The following is a 19,094-nucleotide window of genomic DNA, read 5'->3' as shown; positions in this document are numbered from 1 at the left end:
AGGTGTCACGCTTCACTCTCCTTTTCTTGACCAAAAATCGCACCCTCAGCAGAACTGATGGGAGTTAACTTCGGATCGGCTTCCATCCCCGTCAAACCATTCCAACAAAGATTAACAATATGTGCGGCAACTTCTTCCTTCGGCGGAGTGCGCTCATCCAACCACCATTGCGCCGTCATCGACACCATGCCCACCAACGCCTGACCATAAAGATTCGCGTACTCAGCGTTGAGCCCAGATCGGGTGAAGGCATTGCCGAGGATGTGCGACACCTGCGTCGTGGCGTCGTTAAGCAAAGTGCCATACGACCGGCGCTCACCGGGCCGCATATCGCGCACCAAAATCAAAAAGCCATCCGTCTCATCTTCGACATACGTCAACAACGCAAGAACCGCCTGCTCAATGCGATAACGCGAACGACCATGCTGCAACGACCCCGTGATCATCGCCTCCAGCTTGACCATCTCACGATCAATCACCACCGCATACAAGCCCTCTTTGCCACCGAAATGCTCATACACCACCGGCTTAGACACATTCGCACGCGCCGCAATCTCCTCCACACTCGCGCCGTCGAAACCGCGCTCAGCGAAAACCGCACGCCCAATAGAGATTAATTGCTCCCGACGTTCCTTGCCGGTCATCCGCTGTCGAACCATGTCATCCAGAGTATCTCAGCTAAGCGGACCCCAATAATTGGTTTTCTAAGACAATGATGTAAACTCTAGCGGTGCAGTTAATTACTGCAGTTCCCCATGGTGTAATCGGCAACACTACGGTTTTTGGTACCGTCATTCTAGGTTCGAGTCCTGGTGGGGAAGCAAGTAGAACCCCCCGTTCACCAGCACTTTCAGTGCTAATGAGCGGGGGTTTTCGTTTTCTTTGATACTGCCTTAACCTGCTGCCGTAGATTCGCGTACTCAATTCAGAAAACGTTTCAAATTTCGGTGGTGGAAAATCGTGTCCACGATCTGTAGCGTCAATTTCCCACACACGGATCTGCTGAGTGACTTCAACAATGTATCGATGCTGCCGCGCAGTTTGTTCCCGAAGTAACTTGATCTCAGAGATTTCACGCTCTGCCGCTAAACCCTAAATTCACCAAGCCTCCCCAAGGCTGGTTAGTCCCACTATCCTCTCAGAGAGAAGCAAAACTGAAATAACTTCAGCCTCAGCTATCCCCGCAATTTAAGGAAAATAGGATATGACTGACAAGTTTGACAGAGTCCTTGCTGTAGAGGTGTGCATTCAGGAGTGGATCGACGAGCAAAACCTCACGCTAGAGGTGCCATTAATGATTGCACGTTTGCAGCTTAGAGACGTCGCGAAGGATATCACTGCTGTTCACGAAGAAAAATTCTACGACCTCACTGATATCGATACTGATGCCTTTGTGAAAAACATCAAACTGGGATGGAATGAACGCTTGATCAAGAAAAGCCTCTTTCCACAACCGGACGTGCATAAACAACATTTCACAGAAACTGAACATGGCATTGACGCGACTGTGACGGTCTGGTCGAAGGGCTTCGATCCGGAAAGTGGCCCCGACTTCTTGGTTTCCTATGTGGATGGTCTTTGGTCAGCCGATATTAGAAACCGCATCACGAAATTTCAGAATAGAGAAATCGTTAGCAAATTCTATTTTACTCCAGAACATATTAAGGAGGATGGAGATTTCTCCGCAGAGATTTTTATTAACCGACCAGAAAATGACGACGACTCACAAGATTTGGTCGAGGTGTGGACTGATCAAGACACCAGATACTGCGGTGAAATGATCATCTATTTCAAATGGCTCTAAATTCCACTTTTCTGCATCAGAGATACAGTAAACGCTCGGTGCTGTTGCAACTTGGGGCGGGAGCCAAGTTGCAACAGCACCCTCTGGGGTGATATTGAAATAGTCTCCGACTATAGCTCAGTCGGAGACCTTTACCGAAAAAACACAATAGCCTCCTTAAATACAATCTCAAGGAGGCTACTACGTTCAGAAGTGATTACATACCCAGCTCAGCCAGATAAAGCTGGATGACCATGGTCTTGTTGTGCATCACATCCACTTCTCAAGGTCTGGACTCAACCACATTGGTATCTCATTAGCATAGTCCAATAATTCTTCTATATCCGCCGGAGTATTGAGGCTATGGTGGGTATTTCTCCAATGTATCTTTTGCGGAGCTTTCAGATCGACCTTCTCTATAAACCAATCACCTGCAATTGAGTCAGCATACATTAGCTCTACTGCACCAAATTCGATGTTGTCGGGATTATATCGAGGCGAGATCCGAGAAAAATAACCCACGAACGTCTCACCTCTGCTTTCCTCAACCCTAAAAACAATAAGGAGACAATCATCCTGAACCCATGTCGCAGCCATAGTCAGGGTAGGCCACGTTGACTTGTCATAATAATCAAAAGCGTTTTCTGACGGAATAAGATCCTCGAACAGCTGCGACATACGAAAAACTACTTTTTCCAAGTCAAGATCATAATCTGCTTTGTACGTCATTACCATAAGTCCAATGTTGGAATGTCTGTACTAAACCATGTTGGGGTTACATCACTTGAACCATGCGTTCCCTCATTGTGTACAGGAAAAAATGTCCTCAAACCAAGTGGCTCTGTAGCACCAGGCTTATATATATTTCTTTCATAAATACCGCGATATACAAAAGACTGCCCGGTTTGTTCACAATTTAAGAAGAGTCGATCACATTTCACTTGATAAACTTCTTCTTCATAAACCTGCTGTGTACCTTCAATCCTGTTGATACACGAATTTTCAAATACTATACTAACTGACCACAAACTAAAAACACCATGTTTGTGCCGAATTTTATCGTACCCCCACGGCTTATCTTTTCTGGAGGCATCCGAGTTGTACCACCCTCTACGGAGGATTATTTCATTGCCACACATATCCTCAGTTTCAAGAACGACCTGATCAGTGTATTTATTTCCACCAGCTGGTCCTTTATCATAGTTCGCCGCCTGCCTTGACATTAGTACCCCCGGTTCGCCACCAGCGGAATCGTCCCATGCAAACTCGTCCCATGCGGGAAAAAATGTACTCAGTTGTTTTCCATGCAAGAAACCATCTGCAAAGGCTTGTCTATACCAACCATCATCTTGGAGTTCAGGGTCACCTGCAGGATAACCTAAAACGGTGCTGTTGCAAAGTTGGGGCAGTAGGAAGACCGGCGTGGAATAATCAGGTCCATGGGCATCTTCTCCGGTCGGCAGTTCCCTCGTGAAATCATCCTGTGGGCGGTGCGGTGGTACTGCCGCTACGGCGTGAGCTATCGCGACCTCGAAGAGATGATGACCGAGCGGGGAGTGCCGGTCGATCACACCACGATCTACCGCTGGGTCCAGAAATATGCTCCTGAGCTGGATAAGAAGACCCGGTGGTATCGGCAAGTTCCTGACTGGCAGGCCAGGTCCTGGCGGGTGGATGAGACCTATATCCGGGTCGGGGGAAAGTGGTGCTACCTCTATCGGGCAATCACCGCCGGTAGCCAGACCCTGGACTTCTACCTCTCCCCGAAGAGAAACGTCGCGGCGGCGAAGCGTTTCCTGGCGAAGACGCTGCGGTCGAATAAATCGGCAGGCTATCCGCGGGTGATCAGCACCGACAAGGCCCCCTCACTCGCCAGGGCAATCTCTGAGCTGAAGGCGGAAGGCGTCTGTCCATCGACGGTCGAGCATCGTCGGGTGAAATACCTCAACAACGTCATTGAAGGCGACCATGGTCGGTTAAAGCGGATCCTGGGGCCGAAAGGCGCATTCAAAAACCGAACGTCTGCCTACCGGACGTTGAAAGGGATGGAGGCGATGCACTCATTGCGGAAGGGGCAGGGCACGATGTTTGCCTATGGTCACCCGAATCCGGATGCAGTGATTGTTAGCCGGGTATTCGAGACGGCCTGACAACACAGGCACATAGCGTTGATCACACAATAAAAACGGAGCCTTCTTGGCTCCCGCCCCAAGTTGCAACAGCACCAAACGCTCTAAGGAGAGGACCATGCATTAGCTGGGGTTCAGATAGAAACACTTTAGTGCAATTTCCAGGGATAATGTCATCATCAAGACTTTCCCACTGAGAAATATTCGGCTCTTCAACTTCAGGATCCAAGTTATTCACAAACCCGATTAGGGTATGTAGTTAGAGACGACAGACACAGAAATCTTCAGCCTCGCGAACCGAGTGATAGCATACTTGACCATATCGAATTCTCTACCAGCTCGAGGCATCATGACTCTCCCCACCCCTACACATTCCACCAAAGGCAGTTCAGGCCGCATGAAACGAATGGCCCTTATCGGCTCCTCGCTCATTATTTCCATGGGACTTATTACTGCGTGCGGTTCGGCCGCTGCAGAACCCGAAGCCCCTGCACCAACAGTTACCGAAACTGTAACAGCCACGGTGACAACCACAGCTAAAGCCAGCACGATCACCTCGACAGTGACGGAAACTACCTCCGCGGAAGATCTTGCCCAAGAAATTGTGAAGCCAGCGGCCGTGGAGGAATATTCAGAGCCTCAGGTAAATACGCCACAGCAGTTTGCGGCCATCCCGGAACCTGCACCGGCGGTTGCACCAGCTCAAACGTATTACGCCAACTGCGCGGCAGTTCGTGCGGCGGGTGCAGCTCCCCTTTATGCGGGATCACCTGGATATAGTTCCAAGCTTGATCGCGATGGCGACGGAATTGCCTGCGAATAAATAGGAATAGTTAAAAACACCCCGCTACCAATTAATAAGGTAGCGGGGTGTTTTATTTAACTTTTAAGTGTCTTATGCAGCCAAGAGGTGGCTTGGGCGGGTGGCGGCGATGGTGCGCAGCTCTTCAACCGCTTTCATTTCAATGAAGATTTTGCGGAATCGGTTGATTCGGCCTTCATATCCTTCTGCAATGCTATCCAGGACACTGTCTACAAAGTGTGCCTTCAGTTGGTTGTCGAATCGTGCATGCAGGTCTTCTCGGACGCTCCACAGATAATCGTGGCTACGCTCGATACGGCTAATTTCCTGATGAATGCCCTTCACAGTGCTTCTTCCTTTCCTTCTCGCAAGAAGTGTTCCTTCGGGAGTGTCCGCGAAGGATTTTTGGTAACCCCGTTAGTGGATGTTCCACCGATCGCTTGAGTTCACCTTGAGAACTCTTTTTGTTAACCTAGAGTTAACTTTAGGTGAACAACGAAACAAATGCAAGCCCCCAATCATGGGTTTCTACCAATTAAATTTTCTTTCAGAAAATATCTCCCCACATAAAAGTTCCTTGATAGGCTCGAGAGATGAAAGTGACCCAAAGCACATTCCTTAAATCGGTAGCTGCGTTCACTGTCGCAGCCTTAACCCTGACCATCTCTTCGTGTTCCAGCGGTGAAGACACCTCCGCAAGCTCCACGGATACTGAAAACTCCTCAACCCAAGCAGCAGCGTCTCCCCCACTTGCGCCTTGTGAACTTCCCGCCGACGCTTCTGCTGAAGAGGAAGTAGAAGGCACTCACACAGGTGAAGATATTTCTGTTGCCCCGGAAATCGGTACCGGCTACCGCGAGGGCATGACCCCTGTTCAAACCCAAGGTTATGCGGTGGCAACTGCAAACCCCATCGCTTCTGAAGCAGCCTGCGCGGTGTTAAGAGAAGGCGGCACTGCAGCTGATGCTCTTGTCACCGCGCAGTTTGTTTTGGGACTGACGGAACCGCAGTCGTCTGGCCTTGGTGGTGGCGGATACATTCTGTACTACGACGCCGAAGCCAATGCGGTGACAGCCATTGATGGCCGTGAAACAGCGCCAGTTGCTGCTGATGAAAACTATCTCATTCATGTTTCTGCAGAGGATCAAACGGCACCTGTTCCTGATGCCCGACGTTCCGGCAGGTCAATTGGTGTGCCAGGAATCGTGGCAGCCCTTGGACAGCTGCATGATTCATTCGGAAAGACCTCCTGGCAGGACGTGCTGACAACTCCGCAGCAGCTCGCAACTGATGGTTTTTCCATCAGCCCTCGCATGTCAGCATCAATTGCTAACTCCGCTGAGGATCTCTCCCACGATCCGGAAGCTGCCGCATATTTCCTTGATGAAAACGGTGATGCGAAGGCACCCGGCACACTTTTACAAAACCCTGACTATGCAGAAACGATTCGTCTCATCTCTGAAGGTGGCCCCGATGCGTTCTACACGGGTGAGATTGCAGCAGACATCGTGGAACGCGCCACCCGTGAGGTTGACGGTTTCACACCATCACTGATGAGCACGGCAGATTTGGCTGCCTACACTCCGGAAACTCGTGAAGCTTTGTGTGCTCCCTACCGCGACAAGATTGTTTGTGGCATGCCACCGTCATCATCGGGTGGCGTCACAGTGATGGAAACCCTGGGTATCTTGAACAACTTTGATCTCGCCCAATACCCACCCACTGAGGTTGGTTTGGATGGCGGATTGCCAAATGCGGAAGCTGTTCACCTGATTTCAGAGGCTGAGCGCCTGGCTTATGCTGATCGCGATGCTTACATCGGTGATCCTGCTTTCGTGGAAGTTCCAGCAGGTGGTGTCGAAGAGTTGATCAGCGATGTCTACACGGGTGAACGCTCAGAACTTATTGATCCAGAGCATTCAATGGGTCAGGCAACTGCTGGTCTGAGCCAGGAACCAGTCATGGCTGCCCTGCCGGAAAGTGGCACCAGCCATATTTCCATCATCGATTCCTATGGCAACGCAGCATCGTTGACCACCAGTGTGGAAGCTGCTTTCGGTTCCTTCCACTTCACCCGTGGTTTCATTTTGAATAATCAGCTGACAGATTTCTCCGCTGAACCACTTGATGAGGACGGCGAGCCCGTGGCCAATCGTGTCGAGTCAGCAAAGCGCCCACGGTCTTCCATGTCGCCAATGCTAGTGTTCAACGCCAGTGGCGATGGTGAAATCGCGGATCTGAATATGGTGCTGGGCTCCCCTGGCGGATCCTTGATTATTCAGTACGTGGTGAAAACCCTGGTCAACATCATCGACTGGGATATGGATCCACAGCAGGCAGTGTCTGCGCCCAACTTTGGTGCGATGAACCAGCCTAAGACTGGACTGGGAAGCGAGCATCCGCTGATCGCCAATGATTCAGCAGAGCTTGTATCTGAACTGGAAAGCAAAGGCCACGAAGTTAATGTGGGCGAGCAATCCAGTGGCCTATCGGCGTTGGTGAAAAACGGCGACACCATTGTCGGTGGCGCCGATCCACGTAGAGAAGGCGTGGTCTTGGGTGGCTAATTAGCGCGCAGACCACGCAGTCCACAGTTGTTCATATCGGCCGCCGATCGCTCGAAGCTCTTCATGGGTTCCAGATTCTATGATTTCTCCGGAGTCCATGACGATGATGCGATCGGCGGTTTTCGCTTGGTTGAGGCGGTGAGCCACGATGATGGCTGATCTGTTTTCAGTGACTTTAAGGGCTGCATCTTCAAGCTGTTTTGCATGATCAGAGCCTGATTCAGCCGTTGCTTCATCAAGGATGACGATTGCTAGGTCGGCCAAATGTACGCGAGCAAGCGCCATGATCTGGTTTTCCACAGAGGTTAAACGGAAAGCGCCATCACCCACGATGGTGTCTATGCCTTGCGGTAAGCGCTCCAACCAGGAATCACCAATATCGGCGAGAACGGCGTGGATGTCCGCATCGGTGGCTTCGGGGCGTGCGATACGAAGATTATCTAAAACAGATCCTCGGAAGCAGTGGATTTCTTGGCTGACCATCGCGATCTTCTGGCGCAATGCTTCCGGTTCGACGTTAGAAAAACTCGATCCGCCGAGAGCCACCTGCCCGGAAGTTGGGCTGAGCAGGCCTGCCGCAATGAGGGCGAGCGTGCTTTTACCAGCGCCGGTCGCACCCACAATGGCGATGTGTTCCCCTGGTTCCAGCTGCACGGATGCATTCTTGATGACGGGTGCAGTGTGATAGTGGTGGGAGACGTCGAAAAGCGTTAAAGCGGTGCTGGCAGACGCCGGCGAGGTGCCGCTGACCTGGTTCGATGCCGCGTTAATAACGCCCACCATGCGGATCAGCGATGCGCTGGCGGATTGGATGTCGGAGAACATGCCCACGAGCGTGCCGATTGGACCGAAGAGTCGGTGGAAGATCAGTGCGGCGGTTGAGACTGCGCCGACGGTGACCAGATCGATGTTGACCAGGTAAAAGCCGGTGCCCAAGATGAGCACGAGGGTGATGCATTCCGCGCGGTTGTTGCGGGAAAATGCCCATGTGAGGAACCTGAAAACAGAAATGGAAATGTCGCGGGCTTCGCCGGAGGCTGCGTCGATACGCTTTAATTCTGTATCTTCTGCGCGGAAAGCGCGCAAGGTTTCCGCGCCTTCGACTGCGCCGACAAGCCGCTGCGTGCGCACCCCAAAGGCCTCGCGCTCACGCGTATAAAGCGGACCTGAGCGGGGTAAATAGACGCGCAACGTGGTCCAATACAGCGGGATCGCGACCAAACCGACAAGGCCGAGGCGCCAATCAACCGCCGCCATGCCAAACGCGGAAATCACCACGGTAAAGCCCGCCTGCACCATCAGCGGCACCACGGTGCTCGCCGCAGTGGACACCTCCCGCGAATCATCCGCGATACGCGAAATCACGTCGCCGCGCCCCGCCGTTTCAATCGTGTTCGCATCCAAACTCACCGCCGCGCGCAACACATCCTCGCGCAGCCCCGCGATCGCCGGCTCCAACGCGCGCGCCATCAGCGCGCTGCCCCACCACGTGCCCAGGCTCGAAACAACGCCGCCAGCCACGATAAGCAGCGCGAACACTACAACGTCGCGCATGCTCGGGGTTGCAAGGAGCTTATCGACGAGTCCACCCACCGCCCAGGGCCCTACCAACCCCGCGACGGCCACCAACACGCCACAAAGAACAACCCCAAATAACTTGATCCGGTGCGGTTTCAGTTGCGTGAAAGCAGCGCTGAACGCCTGTTTCGGTGTCGATGATGCCATCAAATTAGACATGTGAAATCACCCGATCCGCCAAGTTGTAAAACGCGGGCGAAGAACTCACCACAATGGTGGTTTTGCCTGCTCGCAGCTGCTTAATCCCCTGCGCGATAGACACCTCCGTCACTGAATCCACCGCGCTGGTTGGATCCATCAGCACCAGTACTTCCGCGTCTGCATGCAACGCCCTGGCCAAAGCCACTCGCTGACGCTGCCCACCCGATAAATTGCTTCCCGTATCGCGCACCGGCGCATCAAGTCCGTCCACCTCAATGATGTCAGTCAGACCAGAAGCGCGAATTACCTGCGGATCAATTGGCACGTTGTCCTCATGATTCATGGAAATATTTGACCGCAAGGTACCTTCGAAAATGTCGGCAGCATGAGGTGTAGCCAAGATATTGTCGCCGTGTGGAAGCGTGCTGGCTGGGGGCACGATGACGAGGAATTCGCCGTCATTGATTGTTTCGCTGCTTTCGTACTGTGCCTGAGATTCGTCGAGGTTTAAGAAATTAGCCACCCGCTCCGCTGCACCGTGCGCAATAGCTGAGGCATTAATCGAGTTGCTCAGCAAGCGAATCGGCTCTGACAAATACACCGCCACACCCACAATTGCGATCAACTGGCCAGGCCCCAACTCCCCCGTGGTGACCCGCCAACCAGCAAGCAACAACACCGCAGCCAAATTCACCGCAATGGACAACTCACCAATACCAGCGACTTTGCCCGAAGCAACTGCAGTATCAACCGCCGCTCTCGCTGATGCCTGCGACGCCTTTTCAAAAGTCTTCACGGCCCAACGCTCGCCACCGATCGCCTTGATCACGCGCAGCCCCATCATGATGTCACTTGCCTGCGCACCAGACTCCGCCAACTTCTCCTGCTGGGTGACACTCCTTTTAGAAATGCCCTTGCTAGCCAGTGCAACCACTCCCGAAATGATCGGTACCAGCACAAGCACCAACAACCCGACCAGCCAGTCACTGATCAACAGGTAGGTCGCTGCACCAAGAAATCCCGTCGCAGCCGAAACACCGGTTCCGATCTGCCCGAAAATACGCGTCGAAGAATCCGCATCTGCGGTGGACCGCGACATCACCTCGCCAGGCACCAAATTGCGCGGATCCAGATTCTTCAACGCATGATCGGCTACCTCTACGCGGAGCGCATGGGATTCAAAGTTCACGGCCCTATTCAACGCGCGCGAACCGAAACGATAAGAAAAACTCAACACCACAAACAGCACAACAAAAGCGACAAGCCCGACCACTAATCGGCGGAGATCTTTTGTGAGAACCGCATGATCAACGATCAAACCAATCGCAATCGGCACCAATGCTTCCGACAGCTGCCACATCCCCAAAAAGAATGCGCCAAACGCAACCTTGCCCCGCTGCCGCCTGATCATTCTTCGCAGAATGCTTGAAGCGGTGTGTGTTGTTCTCATCAAAACCCTGTCTATGTGTCAGTTCAATTCCCAACAGCCTAACTTAGGTAACACTGACTTAAAACAATTGTTTGATAAGAACAACAAAGGCTAGAACGTACACTCTCCTGAGTACGGATCAATGAATCCTGAACTCTGGCCAATGGGACACCAAATGAGGAAGTGCCAGGTCATGGACGACAGCAGAATAAACAATCCAATCGGTGCCGTGATGGGGTTATCAAGCAGTCCATATGTGGAGTTGACAGCGATTTCGGTCGAAGTTGGTGCTCGATCCTGCGCGTTAGCAGTAGGTGCAAGACCGGGAGATGCCACTAATGAAACCGCCGCGATACACGCAAAGAGGGCCCGATGACGAGTCTTCATGGTTAATCCTTCCCTATTACTGTGATAGCTTTCACACTATAGGAAAGGTGTAAGTATTTAAAGGGGCAAAAGTGTGTGGAGGGGGACGTCGATAAGCAATTTTTTAATTGCTTTCCTCCCGGATCGCCGCAGCCTGATCCATCAAGCGCTGCTGGCGCTGCTTCATTTTCGCCACCTTCTCGATAGAGCGTGGTGGCACTAAACTGTAATCCTCCGCCGGCATTCCTGCCTGCAGTTGCTTGGCGCGGCTGATCTCCACGTCGATTTTCAGGCCGATGATTAAGCAAATGTTGAACACCCACAGCGCAATAAAAACCGCGAGCAGCGAACCCACCGCGCCGTAGGAACTAAAAGCGGCGAACAGCGTGAAGTAGAAATTCAAGCCCACGCCTGCGAGCAGGATGCCAACGATCGCCAAGAATGATCCGAGGCTGAGCCAGCGAAACTTCCACGGGCGGGCGTTCGGGGCCCAGTAATACAGCGTGGCCACGAACATGATGAGCACCCCCACAATCACTGGGAACCGCACCCAGATCCAGATCGGCATGAACCGGTCCGTGAGGAAGCTGAGCACATTCGTGAGATGAAGTGGTTCCGCGATGGGGGCGAAAATTCCCATCACCAAGGTCTCGTTGAGCACCCAGGAGACCAAAATGATGATGATTCCAAGCAGCAACGCAAGGTTGAGGAAAAGCAGCATTGCCCAGCGTTTGATCAATGTGCGGCCTTCGCTTCGGCCATAAACAGCGTTGGCACATCTGGAAAAAGCGCGCACATATGCCGAAGATGTCCACAATGCCGTGATCACACCGACCGCGACACCGACCTGACCTGCAGCTGCCGAGCCTGCGATCGAATCAATCACGCCGTTGACAACATGGGATTGATCTTCCGGAACGTACTGATTTACCTCATCGCGGACAAGGTTGAGGATTTCGGTGGAGTCACTGGCCAGAAAAATCGTGATCACCGAATAGCCCAGCAGCACTGCAGGGGCGATCGACAGAATGGAAAAGAACGTCAACAAGGCCGCCAAATCGAGCAGGCCATCTGGAAAAACATCCCTGACCGTGCGATTAAGGGCATACTTCCAACCTTGAAAATTCAGGCGCTCTTTGCGGTCACCAGAGTTTTCGGGGTTGCCGTGGAAGTCTGCAGCAATCAACGTTGCATCGAGATGTTCCTGAGGCTGTACCACGCCATTCATCATGTCATATTCATCTTGGACACCGGAGGGAAAACTACAAAGCCAGGCGGTCACAAAATGACAACAGTTATCGGAAAAACTGTTTAGGTGCTTCTAACTGTTTTATAGTGTGATGTGAAGCACTACTGGTCAATGTATTTTGGGGCTGGCCCTCTGAATACACCTCACACAAAGGAAGTTTGGTTCATGGACATCGTATCTATCGTTAACCACTGGTTTGAGTGGAGCACCAACAACTGGGTAAACATGACTGGTCTCCCACGTGAGACTTTCGTACCAGCTTTCGTAGGCTCCACAGTTCTGGCAGTTCTCTCCTTCTAGCTCCAGCTTTAATAGGAGATAAGCCACAAGCTACAACCAGCCCAATTCCCTGGCGCGCGTGAACGCTTCAAAGCGATTCTGCGCGCCTACTTTTGTCATAGCTTGGGATAAATAGTTGCGGGTGGTTCCCGGCGCGAGGTGCGCTGCCACCGCAATTTCTTCGGCGCTTAGTCCTTGGCCTGCTAGTTCGAGGACTTCTTCTTCACGGTTGGTTAATGGGGATTCACCGGCGCTGATCGTCATGGCGGCTAGTTCGGGGTCGATGTAGCGTCGTCCAGCGTGAACGGTGCGGATTGCGGTGGCGAATTCATCTGCGGTGGATGTTTTGGGCAAGAATCCTAAAACACCTGCTGCAAGCGCGCGTTTGAGTTGTCGGGGCCTGGCGTGGCTGGTCACGATGAGCACGGCCAAATCTGGGGTGGTTTCCATGAGCCGGGTGGCGGTGTCGATGCCGTCGATGCCTCCGAGTTGAAGGTCAAGGACGCATACATCGGTTCGGTTGCTTGGATCCGCCCACGTTTCAATGAGTTCTTCACCGGATCCTGCGGTAGGTCGGACGTCTAAATCGGGTTCCAAGCTGAGCAAGGTTGCCAGGGAGCTTGCGATCAGGGCTTCGTCGTCGGCGATGGAAATGGAAATCATTTAAGCTTCCTTTTCTGCAGGTGTATTTGCAGGTGCATTAATGAGCATGCGGACGCTGAACTGGTCGTCTTCGCGGGACACAATGAGCGTCATTCCGGCTGATTCCGCTCGTGAGCGCAGGGCGCTGAGACCAGAGAGTCTGCCGATGTCCTTGTTCACACCATTGTTGTCCATGCGCACCTCTGTGCTGCTCAACGTGAGGGTGGCATCCGTTGCATCAGAGTGGCGCAGAATGTTTGTGGTGGCTTCCCGGACAAGCCACGCGCACAGTTCTCGGTGAGCGGGTGACACCTGGGACGTGGTGCCGATGACGGAAAGGTGGATGTGGGCGTCGGCAAGCAAACTTTTAGCGCCCTCGATTTCCGTGGCGAGGTTGACGGTGCGGTAGCCGGAGACGACGTCGCGCATTTCCGACATGGAGGTGCGGGTGAGTTTTTGGAGCTCACGCAGCTCGTTTTCGAGGCGGTCGTCGCCGCGTTTCGCCAGGGCAAGCGCCAGTTCTGATTTCACGGACATTGCCGCCAGGTGTTGTCCTAAAGTGTCGTGGAGTTCCTGGGCGAAACGAAGGCGTTCTTCGGTGACGCGGAGGGAGGCTTCCAATTCGCGGGAACGCTCAACCTCTTTCATGACATCGACGGTCCATACGGAAAGTCGGACGGTTCCTGCCATGAGTGGCGGGATAACCACCCACAATGCACTTAAATAATCAGTCGTTGTGCTGGTCCACCACAACACTGCAGACATTGCGATCAGCCAAACCCATCGGTAATTCATCCACGGAATGTAGGCGATCGAAAGCAGAAATACGCAGGTAAGAGTGAAAATAAGGGCAGTTGCTCGGGTGTTGTCCGACATGTTTAAGCCCGGAATTTGAAGCACCACAGACACCACAACGCCTAAAACGTTGAGCACCAACCCGGTGAAGAAGAACGGCTGTACGCTGCGCCTAGGATGAGAATTCAGCGATGGCTGATATTCATAAACCAATACCGTCACTATTAAAAGGATGACCGAGAAACCCAGCAGCCACACAAATGAGGGATTCAGGGTGCCTGCATTAGCTACGATGCCCAGGAAATACGCCGACAGCAACACCACGGGGATCGCTTGCAACGACACCCTGGTGTAGAGGGTGTACTTGGCCAAGTTAGGCAATCTCCGCCAAGAGTTCAGTGGGGCGGTAACTGGGCTGGCCAAAAGGGAAACCCCGCGCGAAAACCAGCGGGCGGTCCAGCCTGCGGTCCAGAAATCTTTATTCATCGTGTCTCAATGTTAGCTGCCTTAATCCCGTCGGCTGCAGGCTTAGCGGTACGAGTCCCAGCGCATGTAGCGGTTCGCCGCCCACACCGCTGCAGCTGTCCACGCTGCCAGAATTCCAAGTGGTATGAGCATGTCTTGGAAAATTCCAGCGAAGTTTGCTGCCTCTACTCCACCAACGCTGTCGGCGAAGGTGGCGCCAGCCCAGCCGATTTGGACAAGGTCACTGATCGCGGCGAATGGGGTGTAGGCCAAGATATCAGCCACAATGCTGTCGCCGAATACGAAGCGGATTGATCCAAGTCCACCCATCGCAAGCATGAACACGGGCATGGAGGTCATCTGTGCGGCTTCGGCGTTTCGGGTGAAACCGCTGGTCATCAAGGCAAGAGCACTACAAAGAAGTAGTCCGATCAGTACGGCAAACACAATGGGCACAAGGTTGATGGGCGCGGGAGCTCCCAAAACCATGAGCAATGGAATGATCACCACGGTGAAGATCAGTGTGAGGAGCGCGCCGGGGAAACAGATGGCACCGATGATATCGATGTCGCGGGCTTCTCCCGTGCGCAGCCTTTTCAGCACACGTTCATCACGGCGGGTGGTTGCCATGGACAGCACCGTGTAGAACTGCACAAATAGCAGGGTGTACATGACGAAGTAGTCGAAGGAGTTCGCGGACTCTGCTGCCCCACCATTTCCGATGAGAAAGAGCAACAAAGGGATTCCGACTGGGAATACGGTGGCCATGAACAACAGGGTTTTATTTCTGCGGAACTGGAGCCATTCGGCCTTAAACAGAGAGGTTTTGAAAAATGAAGTCTTGCGGCGCTCCGGGGTTGCATGTTGCAGGCCGCGGGCGGTGTGTGACGTGGTCATTGTGGTCTCCTTAAAGATTCTAGGCGGTTTGCAGCGAGGTGTTCTCGAGTGAGGCGATGTCCATGAATACGGATTCCAAGGTGGCGGGTTTTGCAGCGAAGCCTTCCAGCGCGATCCCGGTCTCTGCAGCCCAGGTAAGTATTTCTAAGGTGTGCTGCTGCAGGGTGGTGGTGGCGATGCGGACGTGGTTGTTGTCGCGGATGATTTCAGCCCCACTCAAGACCGGCAACTCCACCTGCCCGCCACGCAGCACGAAACTGATGATCGACTTCTCGCGGGCCACCAGTTCATCCAAGGTGCCTTCCACTGCGATCTCACCGGCGTTCATGATGGCAATCCGGTCGCAGAGGAATTCGGCTTCCTCCAGGTAGTGGGTGGTCAGCATCATGGTGACGCCGCGCTGTTTCAGGTCCAGCAGGAGTTGCCAGGTGTGGCGCCTAGATTCTGGGTCGAGGCCGGTGGTGGGTTCGTCGAGGAACAAAATTGAGGGGTCGCCAAGCAGTGCGCAGGCCAAATCAAGGCGTCGTTGTTCGCCTCCGGAAAGCGCGCCGACCTTGACGTTTTCGCGGTGTAGGAGGTCGACGTCGGCAAGCACATCTTTAATGGCGCGCGGATACGTGCAGGTGCCGTGCCACATGTCCATGGTTTCGGCGACGGTGAGCTGTGATGGCAGGCCGCCTGATTGCAGCATGATGCCGAGCTCGGGGCGCAGGATCGCGCGGTCGGCAACGGGGTCAAGCCCGGAGATGCGCACGGTGCCGGAGCTGGGTGCGGAAAGTCCTTCGATGACTTCCAAGGTGGAGGTTTTGCCGGCCCCGTTGGTGCCGAGCAGACCAAATACTTCACCGCGCTGTACATGGAAATTCAGGCCCTTGACTGCGGTGTAGTCGCCGTAGGTTCTCACGAGGTCTGTTACGTCGATTGCTGGTGTCGTTGTCATAGGCATAATTCTTCCTACTTCGCATTGGCGCTGGTAGAGCCATATGTCAGGAGTATTACTGCACTTTGCACATAATTTTCATGACATATGTCATGTGGCTTCTAAAGGGCTAAAAAATCTCGCTTATCGACGCCGCCCCACGCCCCTAGTGCGCATGTCCGCCGGCGGAGTCAATGCTGGAGCCCGTGCCCGACCCCAGCACCGCCGCCGGCTCGTCGCCTGGCTCCACGATGACGAACTGCCCCATCATGCCTTGATCCTCGTGGTAGAGCATGTGGCAGTGATACATGTAGGGCCATTGCGGGTCTGGGTAGTGGCCAAATTCCACGGCTAAAGTTGCGGTTGCTCCCGGTGGCAGGCCGACGGTGTCTTTCCAGCCGTCGTTGAAGAGCTCTACGTCGGTGCCTTCAAATTTCAGCACCTTAAACCGGGCGTCGTGGACATGGAAGTTGTGGGGCCAGTCGGAGTTGTCGTTGGTGACAATCCACACTTCTGGCTGGTCATGGTCAATCACCACGTCAACGCGCTGCATGTCCATCTGTAGATCGTTGATGGAGAAGGTGTTCATGATGAAGGTGCGTTCAGTGGCATCGATGACGTCAGGTTCGGTGGATTTCACCAGCACGCCCGGCAAAGCAGGTGCTTGCGCAGCATCATCGGAAGGGCCGGTGATGGTGAGCAGCTGGAAGGAATCTGACATGCCGAAATCGGGCACGAACTCATCATCAGGGACGCCGTAGTTGTCCTCAAAACCTACAGATTCCAAGGTGACGTCCTCGCCGGGCTCTAGCTCCACGACGATTTCCCACCGCTCGCCTGGGCCAATAGCCAAGGTGGTGCGGTCTTGAGGTTCATCCAGCAAACCGGAATCGCTGGCAATGACTTGGAAGGTGCGCGTGTCTGAAAACGCCAAGTTATAGAACCGCATATTGGAGCCGTTGAGCACGCGGAACCGAACCCGGCGCGTGGTGGCATCAAAGTGCGCATTGGTAATGCCATTGGCAGTGGGGGTATCGCCCAACAGCCCAAGATCGGGGAGGTCTTCCTCATCAAGGGAACCGTCTTCTAAGAAGCGGTGATCCATTAAAACCAGCGGAATATCGTCCACACCGTACTCGCGTGGCAGATCCAGCTTGTCTGTTGCTTCATCTTCCACAATGATCATCCCCGCCAAACCACGGTACGCATGCAAACCTGTCAGGCCATGAGTGTGCGGGTGGTACCACAAAGTGGCTGCATCATTGGCCACAGTCCACGTTGGTGACCACGTCTGCCCAGGCCCGATCGGTGAGTGCGGACCACCATCAGCAATCGCCGGCAACTTCATGCCATGCCAGTGCACAGTGGTCATTTCATCCAAATTGTTTATCACATCAACGTGGACGTCATCACCTTTCTTCACCACCAACGTCGGCCCCAAATGAGTGCCATTGAAACCCCACGTCTTCGTTGTGACATCCGGCAAAATCTGACTCTCCCCAGTCTGAGCCTCCAGGGCAAAGTGCACGCTAGATCCCTCACGCGTACCTAAATCTGCTGGTGGAATAGGCAACGTCCGCGGCTCTCCCCCATAACCACGCACATCATCTGAGGAACACGCCACCAGCACCTGCGCACCCACCACCGTTGCTGCCAGCACCCCGGCCCCTTTGAAAAAAGTCCGACGATTCAACTCTGGCAACAACATGCGCCTTCACTCCCTCAAACAAATTTTCATAAACACCCCACATCATATCAACCAAACGGTGTAGTTCTTCTAAGCTTTCACCCATGACAAATCCCACAGAGGAGCGCAACGCACGCCGCCTCATTTGGGCCAACGGCCTGCAAAACATCGGCGATCAAATCGTTGCCGCCAAAACAGTCCTGCCCTGGTTGCTGCAAGCCGCTGGCGCGCCGGGCTTTTTGCTGGCGCTTCTGGTTCCAATCCGCGAAGCCGGATCGATGCTGCCGCAAGCTGCCATTACTGGCTGGGTGCTGAGGCAGACGTCGAGAAGCAAAGTCTGGGTGATTGGCTCGAACGGCCAGTTCGTCTCGGCGCTGGGTATCGGCGTGGCTGCGCTGTTTTTGCGTGGGTGGGCGCTGGGCATCACGGTGATCGTGCTGCTTGCGGCGCTGTCGCTGTTTCGATCGATGTGTTCGATTGCATCGAAGGATGTTCAGGGCAAGGTGATTTCCAAGGGCAAGCGTGGGCTGGTAACGGGCCGCGCGACGGTGATTGGCGGTGTGATGGGCCTGGTTGCAGGCCTGGCGATCGCTATTTTCTTGGGCTCGCATTCCCCGACGAGGGTGCTGGCCGCAGTGGTGATCGCGAGCTCGTTTAGCTGGCTGTTTGCCTCCATTGTTTTCGCGCGCATCGAATACGCGAAGCCAGCGACTCCAAAAAACGCGCCTTCCGCAAACCCGTGGGTGCGTCGCTGCATCGCCGCATTAAAAGATGATAAAGCTTTTCGACGTTTCGTTCTGGTTCGCTCAATGATGCTGGTGACAGCACTCTCCACGGCTTTCATCGTCGCACTCGCCGCTGAATCCGGAAACAGCATCGACTCCTTGGGATTCTTCCTCATCGCCTCCGGCTTGGCGTCCATGGTTGGTGGCCGAATCTCTGGAATCTGGTCGGATCATTCCTCCAAAAACGTCATGGCGGGCGGTGCCCTATTCGGTTCCATCGTGTTAATCCTCGTGGTGCTCAGCTCCGCGTTTGCACCCGCGCAGATCAACACGCTGGTGTTCCCGTTGAGTTTCTTCCTCATCACCTTGGCCCACACCGCCATCCGCGTGGCCCGCAAAACTTATGTAATGGACATGGCTGAAGGTGATCAGCGCACCCGCTATGTTGCCGACGCCAACACACTAATGGGTGTAGTTTTGCTCATTGTTGGCGCATTATCTGGCTTCATTGCAATTTTCGGAAACGAAGCCGCACTGCTCTTCTTGGCGGCAATTGGCCTGCTTGGAACCATTAGCGCCCGTGGCCTCAAGGAAGTATCCGCCGGATAGTTTTACAACTTTTCCACCCAAATAGGCAGGTT

At 53.7% G+C, this 19,094-nt stretch carries 19 protein-coding genes; 6 read left to right on the top strand and 13 right to left on the bottom strand.

Going from position 1 to position 19,094, the window contains the following annotated elements; genetic code table 11:
- Positions 1-5 precede the first annotated feature (5 nt).
- Positions 6-659, bottom strand: coding sequence for a TetR/AcrR family transcriptional regulator (locus CGL_RS04820; RefSeq protein WP_011014009.1), 654 nt, complete (start codon positions 657-659; stop codon positions 6-8).
- 545 nt (positions 660-1,204) lie between these two features.
- On the opposite strand from CGL_RS04820, the gene CGL_RS04815 reads away from it, so the two are divergent.
- Positions 1,205-1,804, top strand: a complete 600-nt coding sequence (locus CGL_RS04815) for a hypothetical protein (protein ID WP_011014008.1) — start codon at positions 1,205-1,207, stop codon at positions 1,802-1,804.
- A gap of 249 nt (positions 1,805-2,053) precedes the next feature.
- Here the strand turns inward: CGL_RS04815 and CGL_RS04810 are convergent, their stop codons facing one another.
- Together CGL_RS04810 and CGL_RS04805 are read right to left on the bottom strand one after the other, a co-directional pair.
- A complete protein-coding gene (locus CGL_RS04810; RefSeq protein WP_003858644.1) occupies positions 2,054-2,512 on the bottom strand; it encodes a hypothetical protein in 459 nt (152 codons plus the stop codon).
- On the bottom strand, positions 2,512-3,093 hold the full coding sequence (locus tag CGL_RS04805) for a hypothetical protein (RefSeq protein ID WP_174694927.1): 582 nt from the start codon (positions 3,091-3,093) through the stop codon (positions 2,512-2,514). Before CGL_RS04805 ends, CGL_RS04810 begins: the two co-directional genes overlap by 1 nt.
- 129 nt (positions 3,094-3,222) lie before the next feature.
- Between CGL_RS04805 and CGL_RS04800 the strand changes: the two genes are divergently transcribed.
- Together CGL_RS04800 and CGL_RS04795 are read left to right on the top strand one after the other, a co-directional pair.
- Positions 3,223-3,933, top strand: coding sequence for an IS6-like element IS1628 family transposase (locus CGL_RS04800; RefSeq protein ID WP_011014005.1), 711 nt, complete (start codon positions 3,223-3,225; stop codon positions 3,931-3,933).
- A 376-nt stretch (positions 3,934-4,309) separates the two neighbouring features.
- The gene (locus CGL_RS04795; protein WP_011014004.1) at positions 4,310-4,735 is read left to right on the top strand and encodes an excalibur calcium-binding domain-containing protein; all 426 of its coding nucleotides are present in this window, start codon (positions 4,310-4,312) and stop codon (positions 4,733-4,735) included.
- Between the two features lie 72 nt (positions 4,736-4,807).
- On the opposite strand, the gene CGL_RS04790 is transcribed toward CGL_RS04795, so the two are convergent.
- Positions 4,808-5,059: a hypothetical protein gene (locus CGL_RS04790; protein WP_011014003.1), complete on the bottom strand. Its 252-nt coding sequence runs from the start codon at positions 5,057-5,059 to the stop codon at positions 4,808-4,810.
- A 248-nt stretch (positions 5,060-5,307) separates the two neighbouring features.
- Here CGL_RS04790 and ggt point away from each other — a divergent pair, with 248 nt between their 5' ends.
- Positions 5,308-7,281, top strand: a complete 1,974-nt coding sequence (gene ggt, locus CGL_RS04785) for a gamma-glutamyltransferase (protein WP_011014002.1) — start codon at positions 5,308-5,310, stop codon at positions 7,279-7,281.
- On the opposite strand, the gene CGL_RS04780 is transcribed toward ggt, so the two are convergent.
- From CGL_RS04780 to CGL_RS04765, 4 genes are all read right to left on the bottom strand, one after another.
- Positions 7,282-9,018: an ABC transporter ATP-binding protein gene (locus tag CGL_RS04780; RefSeq protein WP_011265658.1), complete on the bottom strand. Its 1,737-nt coding sequence runs from the start codon at positions 9,016-9,018 to the stop codon at positions 7,282-7,284. It lies immediately after the preceding gene.
- Positions 9,011-10,411 carry an ABC transporter transmembrane domain-containing protein gene (locus CGL_RS04775; protein ID WP_011014000.1) on the bottom strand — a complete coding sequence of 467 codons (1,401 nt, stop codon included), beginning with the start codon at positions 10,409-10,411 and terminating at the stop codon, positions 9,011-9,013. The genes CGL_RS04780 and CGL_RS04775 overlap by 8 nt, the downstream gene beginning before the upstream one ends.
- Before the next feature lie 129 nt (positions 10,412-10,540).
- Positions 10,541-10,816, bottom strand: coding sequence for a hypothetical protein (locus CGL_RS04770; RefSeq protein ID WP_011265657.1), 276 nt, complete (start codon positions 10,814-10,816; stop codon positions 10,541-10,543).
- A gap of 103 nt (positions 10,817-10,919) precedes the next feature.
- Positions 10,920-12,026 carry a YihY/virulence factor BrkB family protein gene (locus tag CGL_RS04765; protein ID WP_011013999.1) on the bottom strand — a complete coding sequence of 369 codons (1,107 nt, stop codon included), beginning with the start codon at positions 12,024-12,026 and terminating at the stop codon, positions 10,920-10,922.
- Positions 12,027-12,209: 183 nt separating this feature from the next.
- Here CGL_RS04765 and CGL_RS15810 point away from each other — a divergent pair, with 183 nt between their 5' ends.
- Entirely contained in the window at positions 12,210-12,344 is a 135-nt protein-coding gene (locus CGL_RS15810) for a hypothetical protein (RefSeq protein ID WP_003856716.1), read from the top strand.
- A gap of 30 nt (positions 12,345-12,374) precedes the next feature.
- Here CGL_RS15810 and CGL_RS04760 read toward each other — a convergent pair whose 3' ends face one another.
- The 5 genes from CGL_RS04760 to CGL_RS04740 form a co-directional block, all read right to left on the bottom strand.
- A complete protein-coding gene (locus CGL_RS04760) occupies positions 12,375-12,986 on the bottom strand; it encodes a response regulator transcription factor (protein WP_003860075.1) in 612 nt (203 codons plus the stop codon).
- Positions 12,987-14,246: a sensor histidine kinase gene (locus CGL_RS04755; RefSeq protein ID WP_011013998.1), complete on the bottom strand. Its 1,260-nt coding sequence runs from the start codon at positions 14,244-14,246 to the stop codon at positions 12,987-12,989. It lies immediately after the preceding gene.
- A gap of 42 nt (positions 14,247-14,288) precedes the next feature.
- On the bottom strand, positions 14,289-15,122 hold the full coding sequence (locus CGL_RS04750) for an ABC transporter permease (RefSeq protein ID WP_011013997.1): 834 nt from the start codon (positions 15,120-15,122) through the stop codon (positions 14,289-14,291).
- A 19-nt stretch (positions 15,123-15,141) separates the two neighbouring features.
- The gene (locus CGL_RS04745; RefSeq protein WP_011013996.1) at positions 15,142-16,062 is read right to left on the bottom strand and encodes an ABC transporter ATP-binding protein; all 921 of its coding nucleotides are present in this window, start codon (positions 16,060-16,062) and stop codon (positions 15,142-15,144) included.
- Positions 16,063-16,207: 145 nt separating this feature from the next.
- Positions 16,208-17,749, bottom strand: coding sequence for a multicopper oxidase family protein (locus tag CGL_RS04740; RefSeq protein WP_011013995.1), 1,542 nt, complete (start codon positions 17,747-17,749; stop codon positions 16,208-16,210).
- An 83-nt stretch (positions 17,750-17,832) separates the two neighbouring features.
- Between CGL_RS04740 and CGL_RS04735 the strand changes: the two genes are divergently transcribed.
- Positions 17,833-19,062 carry an MFS transporter gene (locus CGL_RS04735; RefSeq protein WP_011013994.1) on the top strand — a complete coding sequence of 410 codons (1,230 nt, stop codon included), beginning with the start codon at positions 17,833-17,835 and terminating at the stop codon, positions 19,060-19,062.
- Positions 19,063-19,094: the final 32 nt, after the last annotated feature.

This window comes from Corynebacterium glutamicum ATCC 13032, assembly GCF_000011325.1.
Classification (GTDB): Bacteria; Actinomycetota; Actinomycetes; order Mycobacteriales; family Mycobacteriaceae; genus Corynebacterium; species Corynebacterium glutamicum.
The sequence above is the reverse complement of the archived record's forward strand: the minus strand, read 5'-3'. Positions and strand labels throughout refer to the sequence as shown.